We start from the raw sequence: 16,518 nt of genomic DNA on the forward strand, positions 1-16,518 counted from the left end.
CTGGTGCTCGCCCGGCCCTCGTTCATTCCGGCCGCTGCTCAGCTGGTCTCGGCGAGCAGGCCGTCGACCAGGTCGCGGGGCAGCCCGTGGGTGTCGTGCAGCCAGTGGTAGTCGCGCTCGGTCAGCGGGCCGCGCTCCCGTACCCGGTCCACGAGCGGCCGCCCGCGTCGCAGCAGCCCTCGGAAGCGTCGTTCCTCGTCCACCAGCGTCGCGTGCAGCGAGCCGACGTCGACCGGCTGACGGAAGCGGCGCAGCGTGTCCGCGTACAGCTCGGGCGGCAGCCCGTCGAGGCTGCGCGCCGGGTCGTCGCGCCACAGCACCGTGAGCGCGCGGCGCAGCAGCCGCCGCAGCACGTACCCGCGGCCGGTGTTGCCGGGGCGTACCCCGTCACCGAGCACGACCACCGCGGACCGCAGGTGGTCGGAGACCACGCGCAGGTCCTCATCGCGCAGGTCCCACCGGTCCCCCACCGCGTCCACCCACTGGCGCAGGCCGTCGCCGGTGAACACGGACCGGTCGCCGCGCAGCACCATCTCCAGCCGTTCCAGGCCCATGCCGGTGTCGATGCTGGAGTGCGGCAGCGGCGTGAGCCGGCCGTCGGGGTGCCGGTGGTAGCGCATCTGCACGTGGTTCCACACCTCCACCCAGCGCGCGTCGGTTCTGGGCGTACCGGTGGGTGGGCCGTCGCCGGTCCACACGAAGATCTCCGAGTCCGGTCCGCAGGGGCCGGTCGGGCCGTTGGACCACCAGTTGTCCTCGCCCAGCGCCTCCACCGGCACGCCGAGCCCGGTCCAGGTGTCCCGCGCGGTGTCGTCCGGCCCTTCACCGCTGCCGCCGCCGAAGACCGTGGCGTGCAGCCGCTCCACCGGGATGCCGAACCCGCCGGTGAGCAGGTCGAAGCCCCAGCGCAGGCTGGTCGCGATGTCGTAGTCGCCGAGCGACCACGAGCCGAGCATCTGGAACACGGTGAGGTGCGTGTCGTCGCCGACCTCGTCCAGGTCCGTGGTGCGCAGGCACCGCTGCACGTTCGCCAGTCGCCGTCCGCCCGGGTGCGGGCGCCCCAGCAGGTACGGCGTGAGCGGGTGCATGCCGGACGTGGTGAACAGCACCGGGTCGCCGGGTGGCGGAACGAGTGAACTCTCCGGCGCACGCTGATGGTCGTGCCGGTGGTAGTGGTCGAGAAACGTCTGGGTGATGTCGTCGGGCGTCATGGCGGGTGCCTTCCGGGTACGGGTGACCGAACGGCCCGCCGCGCGCGTTTCACGGCGTGGACACGACGACGCCGGCGGACCGTTTCCGGTCGCCGGCGTGGGTGTGGGGCAGGTCAGGCGGCGGCAACCGGCGAGCGGGAAGCTCGCGCGGTCGCGGCGGTGAGGGTGCGCCTGCTCTGCATACATCGACGGTAGCCCGGTCCACGCCGTCCCGCCCAGCCCTTTTCCCGCGCACCCCCGCACCCCCGCACCCCCGCACTCCCGCACTCCCGCACTCCCGCACCCCCGCACCCCCGCACCCCCGCACCCCCGCGCCCCTGCGCGCCCCCGCCCTCGCGCCCGCGCCCGCGCCCGCGCCCGCAAGATCGACACCACTCCCCCGAAGTGGTGGGGTCACCGGCACTCGGATGCCGCCACTTCGCCGAGCTGGAGTTGACCATGCCGCCCCCAAGGGCGCGGGTGGAACGCCATGGGTGTCAAAACGGGCCGGAGACACCCATGGTGTTCCACCCGTGCGGGTGGCGGGTGGTGGGTGGTGGGCGGCGGGCGTCAGCGGGTGGGGGTGAGCAGGCGGCGGTAGAGGGCATCCAAGCGTTCGGCCTGCGCCTCCCATGTCCACCCGGGCAGTGGCGAGTCCGGGCCCTCGTAGGCGGCGCGGTACCGGGCCGGATTGGCGAGCACCGTGCGGACCGCGCGGGCCAGGTCGGCGGCGTCGCGGGCGCGGAACACCTCGCCCTGGCCGGTGGCGCGGACCGTCTCGGCCATGGTGCGGACGTCGCTGACCACGATCGGCAGCCGCGCGTGCGCGTACTCGAAGAACTTGGTGATCAGCGCGATCTCGTGATTCGGCCAGTGGTGCAGCGGGATCAGCCCGATGTCGGCGGTGGCGAGGAACGCGACGAGCTGGCGGTGCGGCACGTACGGCAGCACGTGCACCCGGTCGCCCACCCCGTGCCGGGTTGCGCGGGCGACGACCTGGCGGACGTAGGTGGCGGCCGGGTCGGCGACGACAAGCGCCAGGTGCACGCCGGACAGCAGCGGCAACGCCTCGACCACCGTGTCCACGCCGCGCTGGACGGCCATCGCCCCGCTGTAGACCAGCAGCGGCGTGCCCGGACGCAGACCGCACCGCTCCCGCAGGTCAGGAGGGGGCAGGTCGGCGGGCTCGGGAGCGGCCGGCTCGGGGACGGACGGGTCGGAGGCGGGCGGCTCGGGAGCGCGCGGCCCGGGAGCGGACAGCCCGGGAGCGGACAGCCCGGGAGCCGCCAGCTCGGGAGCGGGCGGCTCGGGGGCGGGCGGCTCGGGGGCGGCGGCGATCGGGGCGTTCAGCACCACTGTCGGGCGGTCGGGCAGGTCGTGGTCGCGTACCAGCAGGTCGGCGAGGGTGTCGGAGACGGTGACCACCGCGTCGGCGTGGCCGACGTACTCGCGGACGTAGCCGAGGTGGGCGGGCAGCCAGCGGGCATTGTCGCGGCGCGGCCGCGCGCCGGGCAGCCACTCGTGCGCGTCCCAGACCAGCTTGACGTCGCGTCCGGCAGCGCAGGCGCGGTCCACGGCGCGGGCGGCCACGCCGAGCATCCGGAAGTCGTGCGCGTGGATCAGGTCGGGGCGCAGGTCGTCGACGACCGGTCCGGCGACCCGTTCGTAGTCCCAGAGCCCTGGCTCCAGCCGCCGCCAGGCCCCGTCGCGCAGCCGGGCCCGCCAGTAGCGGACCTCGGCGTGCTCGACCGGCCGCCGGGCCAGCCGGACCGCGCGCAACGGCAGCCCGCCCCGGGCCACCAGCCGAGCCCGCAGTCCGGACACGCCGCGCAGGCCGGAGCCGCCGCGCAGGCCGGAGCCGCCGCGCAGGCCGGAGCCGCCGCGCAGGCCGGAGCCGCCGCGCAGGCCGGAGCCGCCGCGCAGGCCGGAGCCGTCACGCAGGCCGGAGCCGTCACGCGAACCAACATCACGGCCCGAAGCGGAGACGTCGCCGGGACCGAGGTCGGCGGAGACGCCAACGCCGGGGACACCGCCGCCCGGGCCGGAGACGACGGCCGATGCGGTGGCGGGTGGAGTGGCGCGAGCGGCGGCGAGCGGCAGGACGCGTACCTCGGCGTCGCCGAGCCGCCAGCGGCGTTCGGCGTCGACGTGGGCGCAGCCGATCAGTGTGACGTCCCAGCCGGCGTCGGCGGCCGAGCGCGCCGTCTTCTGCACCCGCGAGTCACCGTCGACCGCGTTGTCGACAAGCATGACCACCCGCCGGCCGAGCCGCATCGTCGAACACCCCTTCACCCGAACGCCCCGACGGGCGCGAGTGTACGGGGGCACGGGACCGGCGCGGCGGCCACGAAATGCGGTCTGAGCTGCGAAGACGCTAAACGTGCAGCGAACGGTCAGGTGCCGGCCGGTGTAAGTTCACCGGCCGTGCACCGAACGGTCAGGTCAGGCCGTGCCGGAGGAGGCCAGCGCGGCCGGGGCGACCGGCTGCGGGCTGTCGGTGCGGTTGGGCAGCGACAGGCGGATGACCTTCCACCACGCGGAGGCGACCTGCTTGGGCAGCGGGCCGGTGGTGTAGTGCAGGCCGTACCTGTCGAACAGGGCCCGCACCTGCGGCGCGATCTCCTGGTAGCGGTTGCTGGGCAGGTCGGGGAAGAGGTGGTGCTCGATCTGGTACGACAGGTTGCCGGTCATGATGTGCAGCAGCCGGCTGCCGCTGATGTTGGCCGAGCCGAGCATCTGGCGCAGGTACCACTCGCCGCGCGTCTCGCCCTCGATGGAGGTCTTCTCGAACGTCTCCACGCCGTTGGGGAAGTGCCCGCACATGATCACCGAGTGGCTCCACACGTTGCGCAGCAGGTTCGCGGTGAACGTGGCGGCGAGCGTGGTCAGGAACGACGGGCCGGACAGCAGCGGGTGCACCACGTAGTCCTTGAGCACCTGGCGGCGGATCTTGCGGCCGACCGCCCTGGCCTTGGCCCGGAACTTCGGGTCCTTGAGGTTGCGCTGCTTGAGGTGGTCGCCCAGCTCCATGTCGTACGCGGCGATGCCGTACTCGAAAAACATGGCGTTGATCAGGTTCCAGAGCGGCTGCCCGAGGTGCATGGGGTGCCACGGCTGGTCCTCGTCGACGCGCATGATGCCGTACCCGAGGTCGTTGTCCTTGCCGACGACGTTGGTGTAGCGGTGGTGCAGCTCGTTGTGCGACTGCTTCCACTGGTCGGCCGGGGAGACGTGGTCCCACTCCCAGGTGGTGGAGTGGATCTTCGGGTCGCGCATCCAGTCCCACTGGCCGTGCAGGACGTTGTGCCCGATCTCCATGTTCTCCAGGATCTTGGCGACCGTGAGGCCGGCCGTGCCGACGATCCAGGCCGGCGGGAACAGCGAGAACAGCAGCACCGCGCGACTGCTCATCTCCAGTGTCCGCTGGGTCTTGACCACCTTGCGGATGTAGCGGGCGTCCCGCTCCCCCCGGTCGGCGAGGACCCGGTCCCGGATCGCGTCCAGTTCCTTGCCGATGATCTCGATGTCCTCGGCGCTCAGGTGGGCGATCGGGTTGACGGCCTTCTTCTGGATGACGGTCACGTGGGTGGCTCCTGTTCAGAGATCGATGTCGCAGGTACCGGCGGCGGCCGACACGCACGTCTGGACGAGCACGCCGTCCCCCGGTACGGCCGTGGTGACGTCGCCGTTGCGCAGGTCGCGGACGGCGCCCTGGCGCAGCGGTACGACGCAGCCGAAGCAGATGCCCATCCGGCACCCGGAAGGCATCAGCACTCCGGCGTTCTCCCCCGCGTCGAGCAGGGTGGTGGCGCCGTCGGACTCGACGGTCACCCCTGCTCCGGTGAACGTCACAGTGCCTCCCTCGCCCGGCGTGATCACCGTCGGGCGGAACCGCTCGGTGTGCAACCGCTCGACGAGGCCGTTCGAGGACCAGTACCCCTCAACCGCGTCGAGCATGCCGATCGGCCCGCACGCCCACGCCTCCCGGTCGAGGTGGTCGGGCACCAGGCCGGCCAGTTCGGCGACGTCGAGCAGGCCGTCGGTGTCGGTGTGCCGCTCGACCAGCCGCAACGTGCCGCGTTCGGCGAGCGCGCGCAGCTCCGCGCCGAAGATGACGTCGTCGCGGGTGGGCGCCGAGTGCACGAGCACCACGTCGGCCCGGTCGGCCAGCCCGGAGCGCAGCATCCCCATGACCGGGGTGATGCCGCTGCCGGCGGTGACGAACAGGACCCGCTCGGGCGTCGCGCTCGGCAGCACGAAGTCGCCCTGGGCCTGGTCGAGGTGGATCAGCGTGCCGGGCCGGATCCGGCGGACCAGGTGGTTGCTGACCTTGCCGTCGGGGATGGCCTTCACCGTGACGCTGATCCGGCCGTCCGCGGCGTCCGGCGGCGAGGTGACCGAGTACGCGCGCCACTGGCGCACGCCGTCGACGTCGACGCCGAGGCGGATGTACTGCCCGGGCAGGTGCCCCTGCCAGGCGCGGCCGGGCTGGATCACCAGTGTGGCCGCGTCCCGGGTCTCCGGGCGGACCGCGACGATCCGGCCGCGCAGCGGGGCGCCCGCGCGCAGCGGCGCGATCAGGTCGAGATAGTCGTCGGGCAGCACCGGCGTGGTGACCGCTCCGGCCAGCCGCAGCAGCCTGTCCCGGAAGGTGACCTTCTGAGGGCGGCGGGAGGCAGTTGTGGTCATATGACCAGCGTGACCGCCCGATCGCATAACATCTTGACCGACAAAGGTGAAACGGTCGCGGGTTTTTGTTCGGAGGGAACAACATGACGTTGGAGGCCGGCACCGGGCAGCGCGCCGCGCACCTCAACCTCGAGGCCGGGATGGCCGAGACCCTGCGCGAACGGCTGCCGATGGTCGCCGAGCGGACCGTCTCCGCGATCACCGCCGAGGTGCCGGACTACTCCGGCGCGCTCACCGGCGCCATGCGGGCGAAGATCGAAAACGCGGTACGCATCGCGCTCGGCACGTTCCTCCAGCTCATAGAGGGTACCCAGGCGTTCGACCCGAGCACTCCCCTGGCCCCGGCACTGGAAGCCGCGTACGCGCTGGGCAGCGGCGAGGCCCGCTCGGGGCGGAGCATGGACGCGCTGCTGGCCGCGTACCGGGTGGGCGCCCGGGTGGCCTGGCGCGAGGTGTCCACCACGACGGTACGCAGCGGGCTGGCCGCCGCGACGGTGGCCGAGTTCGCCGAGCTGATGTTCGCGTACATCGACGAGCTGTCGGCCGCGAGCGTGGCCGGGCACGCCGACGAGCTGGCCAGCGCCGGCCGGATGCGCCGCCGCAGTATGGAACGGCTCACCCAGCAGTTGCTGGCCGGCGAGCCGGAGGAGTCGCTGCGGCGCAGCGCCGAACGCGCCGACTGGCCGCCGCCGCAGACGCTCACAGTGGTGCTGCTGCCCCGCCGGCACCTGCGCGCGGTGCTGGCGCTGCTCAGCCCGCACACGCTGGAGAGCGGCGAGGACCTGCCCGGCATGAACCCGGTCGAGGAGCTGGCCGTACTGCTGGTGCCGGACATGCACGGCGGCCGCCGTCGCCAGCTCACCCGGCTGCTGCACGGGCACCGGGCGGTGCTCGGCCCGGCCCGCCCCTGGCACCGTGTCGCCGCGTCGTACCAGCGGGCCACCCGCGCGCTCGCGCTCGGGCTCGGCGAGCCGGACGCCGGGCCGGTGGACACGGAGCGTCACCTGGCCACGCTGCTGCTCAGCATGGACCCGGAGGCGCTGGCCGACCTGCGTGCGCAGGCCCTCGCGCCGCTGGCCGCGCTGCCTCCGGCCACCGCGCACCGGCTGGCCGAGACGCTGCGGTCGTGGCTGCTGCACCAGGGACGCCGCGACGAGGTGGCCGCCGACCTGTTCGTGCACCCGCAGACCGTCCGCTACCGGATGGGCAAGCTCCGCGAGCTGTTCGGCGACCGGCTGCACGACCCCGCCACGGTCCTCGACCTCACCATCGCGCTGGCCGTACCCCCAAAGCCGGACGACACCTGACGCCGCGCCGGGGCGCACGGCCCGGAGCACCCGGGACCTCCGGCCCTGTCCGCCCGCGAGGGCGGCGGGCAGGCTCGGAAGGGGACGAGCAAGCAGGGAGGGCCGTCATGAACAGCGCATCGACCCGCGTCGAGCAGGACCCGAGGGTACGGGTGCTGGAGGCGGCCGCCCGGCAGTCCCTGCACGCCCCGTCGGTGTTCAACACCCAGCCCTGGCGCTGGCGGATCACCGGCGACACGCTGGAGCTGCGCGCCGAGCCGGACCGGCAGCTCACCCACACCGACCCGGACGGCCGGCTGCTGATGCTGAGCTGCGGCGCCGCCCTGCACCACGCGCGCGTGTCGCTGGCGGCGTTCGGCTGGGCGGCGGTGGTGCAGCGGCTGCCCGACCCGGCCGACCCGTCGTTGCTGGCCCGGATCCGCACGACCGGCCCGGCCGACCTGGACGTGCCGGCGGGCAGGCTGGTCGACGCGATCCCGCGCCGCCGCACCGACCGGCGGGCGTACGGCGACCGGCCGGTGCCGGAGGCGGTGCTGGCCCGCCTCGGCGACGCCGTCGAAGCCGAGGGCGCCCACCTGCACGTGGTCCGGCCGGACCAGATGCCGATGCTCGCCGTGTCCACCGGTCGTGCCGCCGAGGCGGAGCTGGCCGATCCCGCGTACCGGGAGGAGCTGAACCGGTGGACCAACCGGCCGCCGGGCAGCGGCGACGGTGTGCCCGCCGCCACCGCCGTGCGGCCCTCCCCACGACGGGTGCCGCTGCGTGACTACGCGCCGGCGGGGCGGCGGGGCTCACCGCGGGCACGGACTTCGACCGCGGCGCGGCGTACCTGATCCTGTTCGGTGAGGGCGACGAGCCGGCCGCCTGGTTGCGCGGCGGTGAGGCGCTGTCGGCGCTGCTGCTCAGCGCCACCGCCGACGGGCTGGCCAGCGCGCCGCTCAGCGACGCCGTCGAGCTGACCTGGCCGCGCCGGATGATGCGTGAGCTGCTCGCCGGCATCGGGGACCCGTACCTGATCGTGCGCGTCGGCTGGGGTCCGGACGCCGAGCTGCCGCCCGCGCCCCGCCGCGCGCCGGCGGACGTCATCGAGGTGGTGGACTGACTCCGGTCCCCGGTGCCGGCCTGCTTCGTCGTAGCCTCGACGCGTGTGGGATCTGGACCCGGCCGCCGCGTTCGTGGTCTTCGGGGACCAGGACTCCGGGTGCGTCTCCTACGGCGTGGAGTCGGCGGGCAGGCGCTGGTTCGTCAAGCGGGCCGGGACGCCGCGGGCGCGCGAGTCGCTCACGCGCGCCCTGGGCCTGCACGCCGCGGTCCGGCATTCGGCGCTCGTGCGGCCCGAGCTGGTACGCGACGGCGCCGACGGTCCGACGATCGTCTACCCGTGGCGCGACGGGGTCGTGCTCAACCACGCCACCGTCCACGGCAGCGACCGGAGCGGGCTGGCCCGCTTCCAGCGGCTCCCGGTCGCCGAGGTACGCGCGGCGCTGGACGCGATCCTCGACGCGCACGTGGCGGTGAGCGCGGCCGGGTACGTCGCTGTCGACCTGTACGACGGCTGCTTCCTCTACGACTTCGACGCCCGCCGGATGTGGCTGATCGACCTGGACGAGTACCGGCTGGGGGCGTTCGTGCTCGACTCCGACCGGCTGCCCGACAGTCCGTCCGGCTGGCGCGGCACCACCGTGCAACGCGCGGTCGTAGACCGGGCCACCCGGCCCGACCCGGCGGCGCGGCACGCCACCGTGGCTGCCCTGGTACGCGACTGGCGGGCCTCCTGACCCTGCTGCCACCGTTCGGCGATCCACCTGCGGTCCGGGGTGTGACTGTCCGTCACTTCGGCCCCGATCCAGCAGCCCGTCACAGAGGGTGAGGGGTGGCTCCTCGGTCGAGTTGCAGCGAGTTCCGCGCGCAGTGCCTTTGAGCAGCCAAAATGCTCGTCGGTTCGTCGGCGGCGCTGTTGCCCCTTCGCCGCCTTTGCTCTGCATCCGCATAGGCAGCGGTAGCCGTGAGTCACCGTTGCGTCGATGTCTGCAGAGCAAAGGAGCCACGAGGTGAACCAGCAGGCGCAGCTTCGGCGCTACCGTCCGTAACGGCGACGGTCGACGCGGCGGGACCATCAGGGCCGGTGCGGGACATCGGCACGCCGACGTGCGTCAGCCTCACCCCATCGACCGCCACAGTTCGGACGCCGACCCGCCGGACGGTGACCGCGGGGCGGCCGTCGGGCGGAAACCCGCTCCCGGGACCCGTCCGGCGCATAGCGTGGGGCGAGGTGACCTGCCCGGGGCGCCGGTGAGCGGAGGGAGAACACGGTGACGGAGCCGGAGGAGGAGCAGGAGAAGACCCGCAAGACCGATCGGGTGCTGTTCTCGCCCGACGGCGACCCGCACCACACCCTGGCCGAGGCGCCCCAGCCGGACGAGCACCTCCCACCCACCGTCACCCGCGACGGCCACACCGAAGTGCTCGACGACGAGCAGTGAGCGCGCGAACCCGCCTGGCCGACCGGGCGGGTTTCGGCGGCCCCGGGAGGGCGGCCCCGGAGTGCGGCCCAGGAGGGGCAGCCTCAGACCGGCGGGATGCCGGAGCGGCCGATGTCCGACATGTCGTCGCCGATCTCGGTACGGGTGCCGGCCACCGGCCCGGCCGTCGCCCCGGTCCGGTCCTCGATGCAGGCGTCACCCAGCGCGTGCATCATCTCCCCCACCGCGGCGAGCGCCGCGCCCTTGTCCGGGCAGGGCTGCCCGGTCGCGAGCACCCGTCCGTCGCCGCCCACCACGGTGAACCCCACGGTGCCGTCGGCTTCGCTCTCGATGACGAACTTCACCATGCTCCTCTCGCCGCCCCGGGCCGGGCGGCCACTCAGCTCACGCCGTGCGACTGCAACCACAACTCCAGCAGGCCCAGTTGCCACAGCTTGTTGCTGCCGGCGGCGGCCTGCGCCCGGTCCGGCTCGGCCAGCAGCTCGTCGACGTACTCCCGGCGGAACAACCCGCGCCGGCGCGCCTCGGGCGCGCTGAGCGCCTCGACCACCAACTCTCGCACGGGCCCGTCGACGTTGCGCAGCGCCGGCACTGGGAAGTAGCCCTTGGGCCGGTCGATGACCTCGGCGGGCAGCACCTCCCGGGCCACCTCCTTGAGGACACCCTTGCCGCCCTGGGCCAGCTTGTGCTCGGGCGGGCAGGCCGCGGCGAGCGTCACCAGATCCTGGTCGAGGAAGGGCGTCCGCACCTCCAGCCCCCAGGCCATGCTCATGCTGTCGACCCGCTTGACCGGGTCGTCGGGCAGCATCAGGTGCGTGTCCAGGCGCAGCACCGCGTCCACGGCGGTCTGCGCGCCGGGCGCGGCCAGGTCCGCGGCGACCAGCTCGCCGCTGGCGTCGCGCTCACAGGTGTACTCGGGGTCGACCACCCGGTTCAGCTCGGCATGGTCGCGGTCGAAGAACGCGGCGGTGAACTCGGCCGCGGCGTTCGCCCGCGCCGCGTCGGCCAGCCGGTGGTGGTAGCCGTAGCCGGCGAACACCTCGTCGGCGCCCTGGCCCGACTGTGCCACCTTCACGTGCCGGGCGACCTGCTCGGAGAGCAGGTGGAACGCCACCACGTCGTGGCTGCCCATCGGTTCGGTCATGGCCGCCACGGTGGCGCGTACGGCCGGACCGAGGTCGCCGTCGGCGAGCTGGATGCGGTGGTGGTCGGTGCCGAACGTGCGGGCCACCAAATCGGAGTAGTGGAACTCGTCGCCGGTCTCGTCGCCGCGGCTGTCGAAGCCGATGCTGAACGTCTGGAGGTGGTGCTGTCCGGCGCCGTCCAGCAACGCGACGATCATGCTGGAGTCGAGGCCACCGGAGAGCAGCACCCCGACCGGCACGTCCGCGACCAGCCGGCGGCGTACGGCGGTGCGCAGCGCGTCCCCGACGGCGGCCCGCCAGTCGGCGGCGTCCATGCCGTCGTGGGCCCTGTCGCGCCGGTACTCGGGCCGCCAGTAGACGCGCTCGCTGCTGTTCCCGTCGGCGTCCACCACTCGGACGGTGGCCGGGGGCAGCTTGCGTATCCCGCGAAGGATCGTGCGCGGCGCCGGCACGATCGAGTGCCAGGACAGGTAGTGGTGCAGCGCGACCCGGTCGATGCCGGTGTCGACGTCGCCCCCGGCCAGCAGCGCCGGCAGCGTGGAGGCGAACCGGAGCCGGCCCGGGGACTCGGCGAGGTACAGCGGTTTGATGCCGAGCCGGTCGCGGGCCAGCACGAGCCGGCGGCGACGCCGGTCCACGAGCGCCACGGCGAACATGCCGACCAGGTGGTCGACGAACCGCTCCCCCCACTGCGCGTACGCGACCAGGATCACCTCGGTGTCGCTGGTGCTGTGGAACGTGTGCCCCGCGGCGCGCAGTTCGTCGCGCAGCTGCGGGTAGTTGTAGACGCAGCCGTTGAACACGAGCGCCAGCCCGAGGTCGTCGCGGACCATCGGCTGCGCGCCGGCCTCGGACAGGTCGATGACGGTCAGCCTGCGGTGCCCCAGCGCGATCCAGCCGTCGTCCCACGCGCCCTCGCCGTCCGGGCCGCGTGAGCGCATGGCCGCTGTCATCCGCCTCACCGCGTCGGTGTCGGGGGTGACCCCGTCGAACCTGGCCTCACCGCTGATCCCGCACATCTCAGCGCCCACCGGTCAGTCGCGGAGCACCCACCATGCCAACCTCCCGCCGCGTCGTCTCCCCCGGGCGGTCCGCCGGGGAAGCGGACTACCCGAGGTGTGGCGGAGGAAACCCGGATGGGCGGTTGGCGAGCCGGGCGCGGCGAGCCGTCGTACGGTGGCGGTACGGGCCATGTCCCCGGGCGGTCCGGCCACGGGACGTGGCCAGGATCAACGACGCCTGCCAGGAGGACGTGTGTTCGCCAATTCCGAGGAACTCCTGCGATACCTCGCCAACGAGGACGTGAAGTTCGTCGACGTACGTTTCTGTGACCTGCCCGGCGTGATGCAGCACTTCAACCTGCCGGTCGAGTCGTTCGACGACAGCGTGTTCACCGACGGCCTCGCCTTCGACGGCTCCTCGATCCGCGGGTTCCAGGCCATCCACGAGTCCGACATGCTCCTGCTGCCGGACGTCGCCACCGCCTTCATCGACCCGTTCCGCACGCAGAAGACCCTCGCGCTGAACTTCTTCATCCACGACCCGTTCACCCGCGAGGCCTACTCCCGCGACCCCCGCAACGTCGCCAAGAAGGCCGAGGCCTACCTCGCCGCCAGCGGCATCGCCGACACCGCCTACTTCGGCGCCGAAGCCGAGTTCTACATCTTCGACTCCATCCGCCACGAAACCTCCGCCCACCAGTCGTTCTACTACATCGACTCGATCGAAGGCGCCTGGAACACCGGCCGGATCGAAGAGGGCGGCAACCGCGGCTACAAGACCGCCTACAAGGGCGGCTACTTCCCGGTGCCGCCGGTCGACCACTACGCTGACCTGCGCGACAGCATGGTCCGCCGGATGGTCGACGCCGGGTTCACTGTGGAACGGTCACACCACGAGGTCGGCACGGGTGGCCAGTCCGAGATCAACTACAGGTTCTCGACGTTGCTGCACTCGGCCGACCAGCTCCAGCTCTTCAAGTATCTGATCAAGAACGAGGCGTGGGCGCACGGCAAGACGGCCACGTTCATGCCCAAGCCGCTCTTCGGCGACAACGGCTCCGGCATGCACACCCACCAGAGCCTCTGGCGCGGCGGCGAACCGCTGTTCTACGACGAGACCGGCTACGCCGGCCTGTCCGACACCGCCCGCTGGTACATCGGCGGCCTGCTGCACCACGCCCCGTCACTGCTGGCCTTCACCAACCCGACGGTGAACTCCTACCGTCGTCTGGTGCCCGGCTTCGAGGCGCCGGTCAACCTGGTCTACTCCCAGCGCAACCGCTCCGCCTGCACCCGCATCCCGGTCACCGGCAGCAACCCGAAGGCCAAGCGCGTCGAGTTCCGGGTCCCCGACCCGTCGGCGAACGTCTACCTCGCCTTCTCCGCGATGCTCATGGCCGGTCTCGACGGCATCAAGAGCAAGATCGAACCGCCGGCGCCGATCGACAAGGACCTCTACGACCTGCCCCCGGAGGAGTGGGGCGACGTCAAGCAGGTGCCCGGCTCGCTGTCCGAGGCGCTGGCGGCGCTGGAGGCCGACCACGACTACCTGCTCGACGGGAACGTCTTCACCGCCGACCTGATCTCCACCTGGGTCGACTGGAAGCGGGCCAACGAGGTCGACCCGGTGCGCCTGCGCCCGACCCCGCACGAGTTCGCCATGTACTACGACTGCTGAGCGACGGACGACAACTGCTGAGCGAACCCACCGCCCCCGCGCCACCCGCGGGGGCGGTGGTCGGCGGAAACAGCCTCGGGACGGCCCCCGGCCTCGTACCGTCGAGACATGACTCCGCCTCACGACGACACGCCGACCGTTCCGTGCCGGTGGAGCCGTCGGTGAGGCCGCGGCCCACCACCACCGCCACCACCCCGACACCGGAGATCCCCACCGTCCTGACCCTCGGGGTGGAAGAGGAGTTCCTGCTGCTGGACCCGGTCACCGGCGAGAGCATGCCGGTCGCCGACCGGGTCCGCGACGCGCTCTCCGGGACCGCACGCGAGCAGAGCCGGCAGGAGTTCCGGCACAGCATGGTGGAGATGGTGACCCCGGTCAGCCCCGACCTCGGTCAGCTCCGCGAGCATCTGGTCACGCTGCGCCGGGCCGCCGCCCGGGCGGCCGAGGCGGCCGGGGCGCGACTGGTCGCGGTCGGCGCCACGCCGGTCCGCGAGGCCCACCGCACCGTGCCCGACGAGCAGCGCTACCACGACATGTCCCGCCGGTTCGGCCCGGTGGCCCACGACCCCGCGGTCTGCGGCTGCCACGTGCACGTCGGCGTGCCCGACCGGGAGCTGGCCGTGCAGGTCTGCAACCACCTGCGTCCGTGGCTGCCGGTGGTGCAGGCGCTCACCACCAACTCGCCGCTGCACGACGGGCGGGACACCGGGCACGCCAGCTGGCGCTCGATGCAGCTGGAACGGTGGCCGAGCATCGGACCGACGCCGCACTTCCACTCCGCCGCCGACTACGACGCCACGGTCCGGGACCTGATCACCGCCGGCATCATGCTCGACGCCGCGATGGTCTACTGGTACGCCCGGCCGTCGGCGATGTACCCCACAGTGGAGATCCGCGTCGGCGACGTCTGCCCCACTGTCGACGACACGGTGCTGATCGCCGGGCTGGTCCGGGCGCTCGTCGCCACCGCGATCGACGACATTCGCGACGGTGTGCCGGCCCAGCGCATCCGCGACTGCCTGGTCGCCGCCGCGCACTGGCGGGCCGCACACGACGGTGTGGACGGTGACCTGATCGACCTGCGCACCGGGCGGCCCCGGCCCGCCTGGGACCTCGTCGACGACATGCTCGGCATCGTCACGCCCGCGCTGACCCGCCACGGCGACCTGGACCTGGTGCGGCGGCAGATGGACCGGGTGCGCCAGGAGGGCACCGGCGCCACCCGGCAGCGTCAGGTCATGGCCGACACCGGCGGCGACGTCCGCGTGGTGCTCGCGCACCTGGCCGCGCAGACCGTTGCGGCCTGAGATGAGCGGCCCGGCCGACGACACGCCGGACCGGGCCGGCGGCCGGTCAGCGCAGCCCGGCGAACAGGTCGTCCTCCGGCGTCGGGGCGCCGGTGGTGTCCCGCACGCGCACGAACGTCTCCATGCCCATCAGCTCGGTGAATCGCTCCTGCCCCAGCCGCAGGAAGAAGATGTTCTCCGCCTGGCTGGCGTGCGCGGCCAGCGAGGCGAACTTCTGCCCGCCGTAGCCGCTGGTGTCGACCCAGGTGGTGATCTCGTCGTCCGGCAGGCCCAGCGCCGGCATCTCGTCGGTCGCCTCCGGCTCGGGGAACTCCACCCCGATCTCGCGCATGACGGTGCCGAACTGCTGGAACGCGCTGCGCGGCACGGTGGTCCAGTAGACCTTGGCCGGGATACCGGTCTGCTCGACAGCGGCCATCGTGACCCGGTGCGCCTGGATGTGGTCCGGGTGGCCGTAGAAGCCGTTCTCGTCGTAGGTGACCACGACGTCCGGACGGTAGCGCCGGATCAGCTCGGCCAGCCGGCCCGCCGCCTCGGCCACCGGCGTGTTCCAGAACGCGCCGGGCGCGTCGTTCGTCGCCCAGCCCATCATCCCGGAGTCGCCGTAGTCGAGCGTCTCCAGGTGGGTGACCTTCAGCGCCTCGCAACTGGCGGCCAGCTCGGCGCGGCGCATCTGGACCACGGCCTGCGGGTCGTGCCCGGGGTCGCCCGGCTTGATCCCGCCGGGACCGTCGCCGCACCCCCCGTCGGTGCACGTCACGAGCACAGTGGTGACGCCCTCGGCCGCGTAGCGGGCCAGGACGCCGCCGGTGCTCGTCGCCTCGTCGTCAGGGTGCGCGTGCACCGCCATCAGGGTCAGGGATCGATCGGTCACCCCGTCACCATACGAGCAGCGGCCGACGAACTAGCATTGCCCGGTCCGCAGACCGCGACGGAAGCGAGGCGCGATGGGTTGGCTCCAGCGGTTGCTCGGTGGCGGACGGGTCGAACTGGACCCCACACGCCAGCAGGAGCTGCTGCGGGACGTCCGGCAGTCCTACGGGGCGCACGCCCGCCTCCGGTTCCCGGACCAGGTGGACGCGATCGCCCGGCTGCTGTCCGATGACGACGGTCTCGTGGTGGCCGCCGGCATCGTCTGCGAGGCCGCCGATCAGGCCCACGCCGACCTGCAGTGCCAGGCGCAGGAGGTGTTCCGGCGTACCGGGAGGCGGCTGCTGGTGCACCGCCGCAACTACCGGCCCCTGTGGAAGGAGGCCGGGCCCGCGCTGCGCTGGCCGCTCGGCGCGCTGCCCAGCGGGCTGCACCCGTACGCGCAGGTGGCCGGTGCCGTGGCGGCGATCGGCGGGCAGGCGGACCGGCTGGACAAGGTGACCGATCCGCAGCCGTTCGTGACGCGGCTGTTCGAGGTGCTCGACCTGACCACCGTCGGCTGGGAGTTCGGCCGGGTGCGGGTGGACACCGACGGCGCGTCGCTCGTGGAGCGGCTGATGGGCACCGGCGCGCGGGTGCTCGCGACGATGGACGACCCGCCCCGGCTGCCGCCGGCGGTGCGGGAGATGATGCGCCGCAACCACCGCATCGCCGTGTACGACCCGGCCGGTCCCCGGGCGGTCGGCGAGTTCAATCTGGGCGCGCGGCTGCGCGAGACGCTGCTGGCCTGACCGGCGGCACGCCCCGCCCTCGCCGGGTGGCGGCGACGCGGCGTGCCGTCCGGGCGG

Annotated in this window: 15 protein-coding genes; 8 read left to right on the forward strand and 7 right to left on the reverse strand. The window is 73.1% G+C overall.

The features are described 5' to 3' along the window. Positions 1-38 precede the first annotated feature (38 nt). The 4 genes from AMK25_RS20140 to AMK25_RS20160 form a co-directional block, all read right to left on the reverse strand. Entirely contained in the window at positions 39-1,211 is a 1,173-nt protein-coding gene (locus AMK25_RS20140) for an alanine--tRNA ligase-related protein (protein ID WP_073829869.1), read from the reverse strand. Between the two features lie 549 nt (positions 1,212-1,760). Then, positions 1,761-3,464, reverse strand: a complete 1,704-nt coding sequence (locus AMK25_RS32020) for a glycosyltransferase family 4 protein (protein WP_143194760.1) — start codon at positions 3,462-3,464, stop codon at positions 1,761-1,763. Between the two features lie 168 nt (positions 3,465-3,632). Continuing rightward, positions 3,633-4,772 (reverse strand): fatty acid desaturase family protein, encoded by a 1,140-nt coding sequence (locus AMK25_RS20155; protein ID WP_073829870.1) that lies wholly within the window; start codon positions 4,770-4,772, stop codon positions 3,633-3,635. Positions 4,773-4,787: 15 nt separating this feature from the next. Beyond that, on the reverse strand, positions 4,788-5,879 hold the full coding sequence (locus tag AMK25_RS20160) for a ferredoxin reductase (RefSeq protein WP_073829871.1): 1,092 nt from the start codon (positions 5,877-5,879) through the stop codon (positions 4,788-4,790). 83 nt (positions 5,880-5,962) lie between these two features. On the opposite strand from AMK25_RS20160, the gene AMK25_RS20165 reads away from it, so the two are divergent. The 5 genes from AMK25_RS20165 to AMK25_RS32455 all read left to right on the forward strand — a co-directional run bounded on the left by AMK25_RS20165 (position 5,963) and on the right by AMK25_RS32455 (position 9,669). After that, positions 5,963-7,186, forward strand: coding sequence for a PucR family transcriptional regulator (locus AMK25_RS20165; protein ID WP_073829872.1), 1,224 nt, complete (start codon positions 5,963-5,965; stop codon positions 7,184-7,186). 107 nt (positions 7,187-7,293) lie between these two features. Further along, entirely contained in the window at positions 7,294-8,019 is a 726-nt protein-coding gene (locus tag AMK25_RS20170) for an Acg family FMN-binding oxidoreductase (protein WP_083664770.1), read from the forward strand. 35 nt (positions 8,020-8,054) lie between these two features. Continuing rightward, positions 8,055-8,288, forward strand: a complete 234-nt coding sequence (locus tag AMK25_RS33100; RefSeq protein WP_083664771.1) for a hypothetical protein — start codon at positions 8,055-8,057, stop codon at positions 8,286-8,288. Between the two features lie 43 nt (positions 8,289-8,331). Next, positions 8,332-8,964, forward strand: coding sequence for a serine/threonine protein kinase (locus tag AMK25_RS20175; protein WP_073829873.1), 633 nt, complete (start codon positions 8,332-8,334; stop codon positions 8,962-8,964). A gap of 534 nt (positions 8,965-9,498) precedes the next feature. Further along, a complete protein-coding gene (locus AMK25_RS32455; protein WP_162959107.1) occupies positions 9,499-9,669 on the forward strand; it encodes a hypothetical protein in 171 nt (56 codons plus the stop codon). 83 nt (positions 9,670-9,752) lie between these two features. On the opposite strand, the gene AMK25_RS20180 is transcribed toward AMK25_RS32455, so the two are convergent. Both AMK25_RS20180 and AMK25_RS20185 read right to left on the reverse strand, forming a co-directional pair. Then, on the reverse strand, positions 9,753-10,016 hold the full coding sequence (locus AMK25_RS20180) for a hypothetical protein (RefSeq protein ID WP_241826423.1): 264 nt from the start codon (positions 10,014-10,016) through the stop codon (positions 9,753-9,755). Between the two features lie 32 nt (positions 10,017-10,048). Beyond that, positions 10,049-11,833, reverse strand: coding sequence for an N-acetylglutaminylglutamine amidotransferase (locus AMK25_RS20185; protein ID WP_073830064.1), 1,785 nt, complete (start codon positions 11,831-11,833; stop codon positions 10,049-10,051). A gap of 235 nt (positions 11,834-12,068) precedes the next feature. On the opposite strand from AMK25_RS20185, the gene glnA reads away from it, so the two are divergent. Together glnA and AMK25_RS20195 are read left to right on the forward strand one after the other, a co-directional pair. Next, entirely contained in the window at positions 12,069-13,493 is a 1,425-nt protein-coding gene (gene glnA, locus AMK25_RS20190) for a type I glutamate--ammonia ligase (RefSeq protein ID WP_073829874.1), read from the forward strand. Between the two features lie 161 nt (positions 13,494-13,654). Beyond that, positions 13,655-14,800 (forward strand): carboxylate-amine ligase, encoded by a 1,146-nt coding sequence (locus AMK25_RS20195; RefSeq protein ID WP_073830065.1) that lies wholly within the window; start codon positions 13,655-13,657, stop codon positions 14,798-14,800. Between the two features lie 46 nt (positions 14,801-14,846). Here the strand turns inward: AMK25_RS20195 and AMK25_RS20200 are convergent, their stop codons facing one another. Next, entirely contained in the window at positions 14,847-15,674 is an 828-nt protein-coding gene (locus AMK25_RS20200; protein ID WP_073829875.1) for a PIG-L family deacetylase, read from the reverse strand. 73 nt (positions 15,675-15,747) lie between these two features. Here AMK25_RS20200 and AMK25_RS20205 point away from each other — a divergent pair, with 73 nt between their 5' ends. Then, on the forward strand, positions 15,748-16,461 hold the full coding sequence (locus tag AMK25_RS20205; RefSeq protein ID WP_073829876.1) for a hypothetical protein: 714 nt from the start codon (positions 15,748-15,750) through the stop codon (positions 16,459-16,461). The last annotated feature ends 57 nt before the right edge of the window (positions 16,462-16,518 follow it).

Source organism: Micromonospora sp. TSRI0369 (genome assembly GCF_001905625.1).
Classification (GTDB): Bacteria; Actinomycetota; Actinomycetes; order Mycobacteriales; family Micromonosporaceae; genus Micromonospora; species Micromonospora echinospora_A.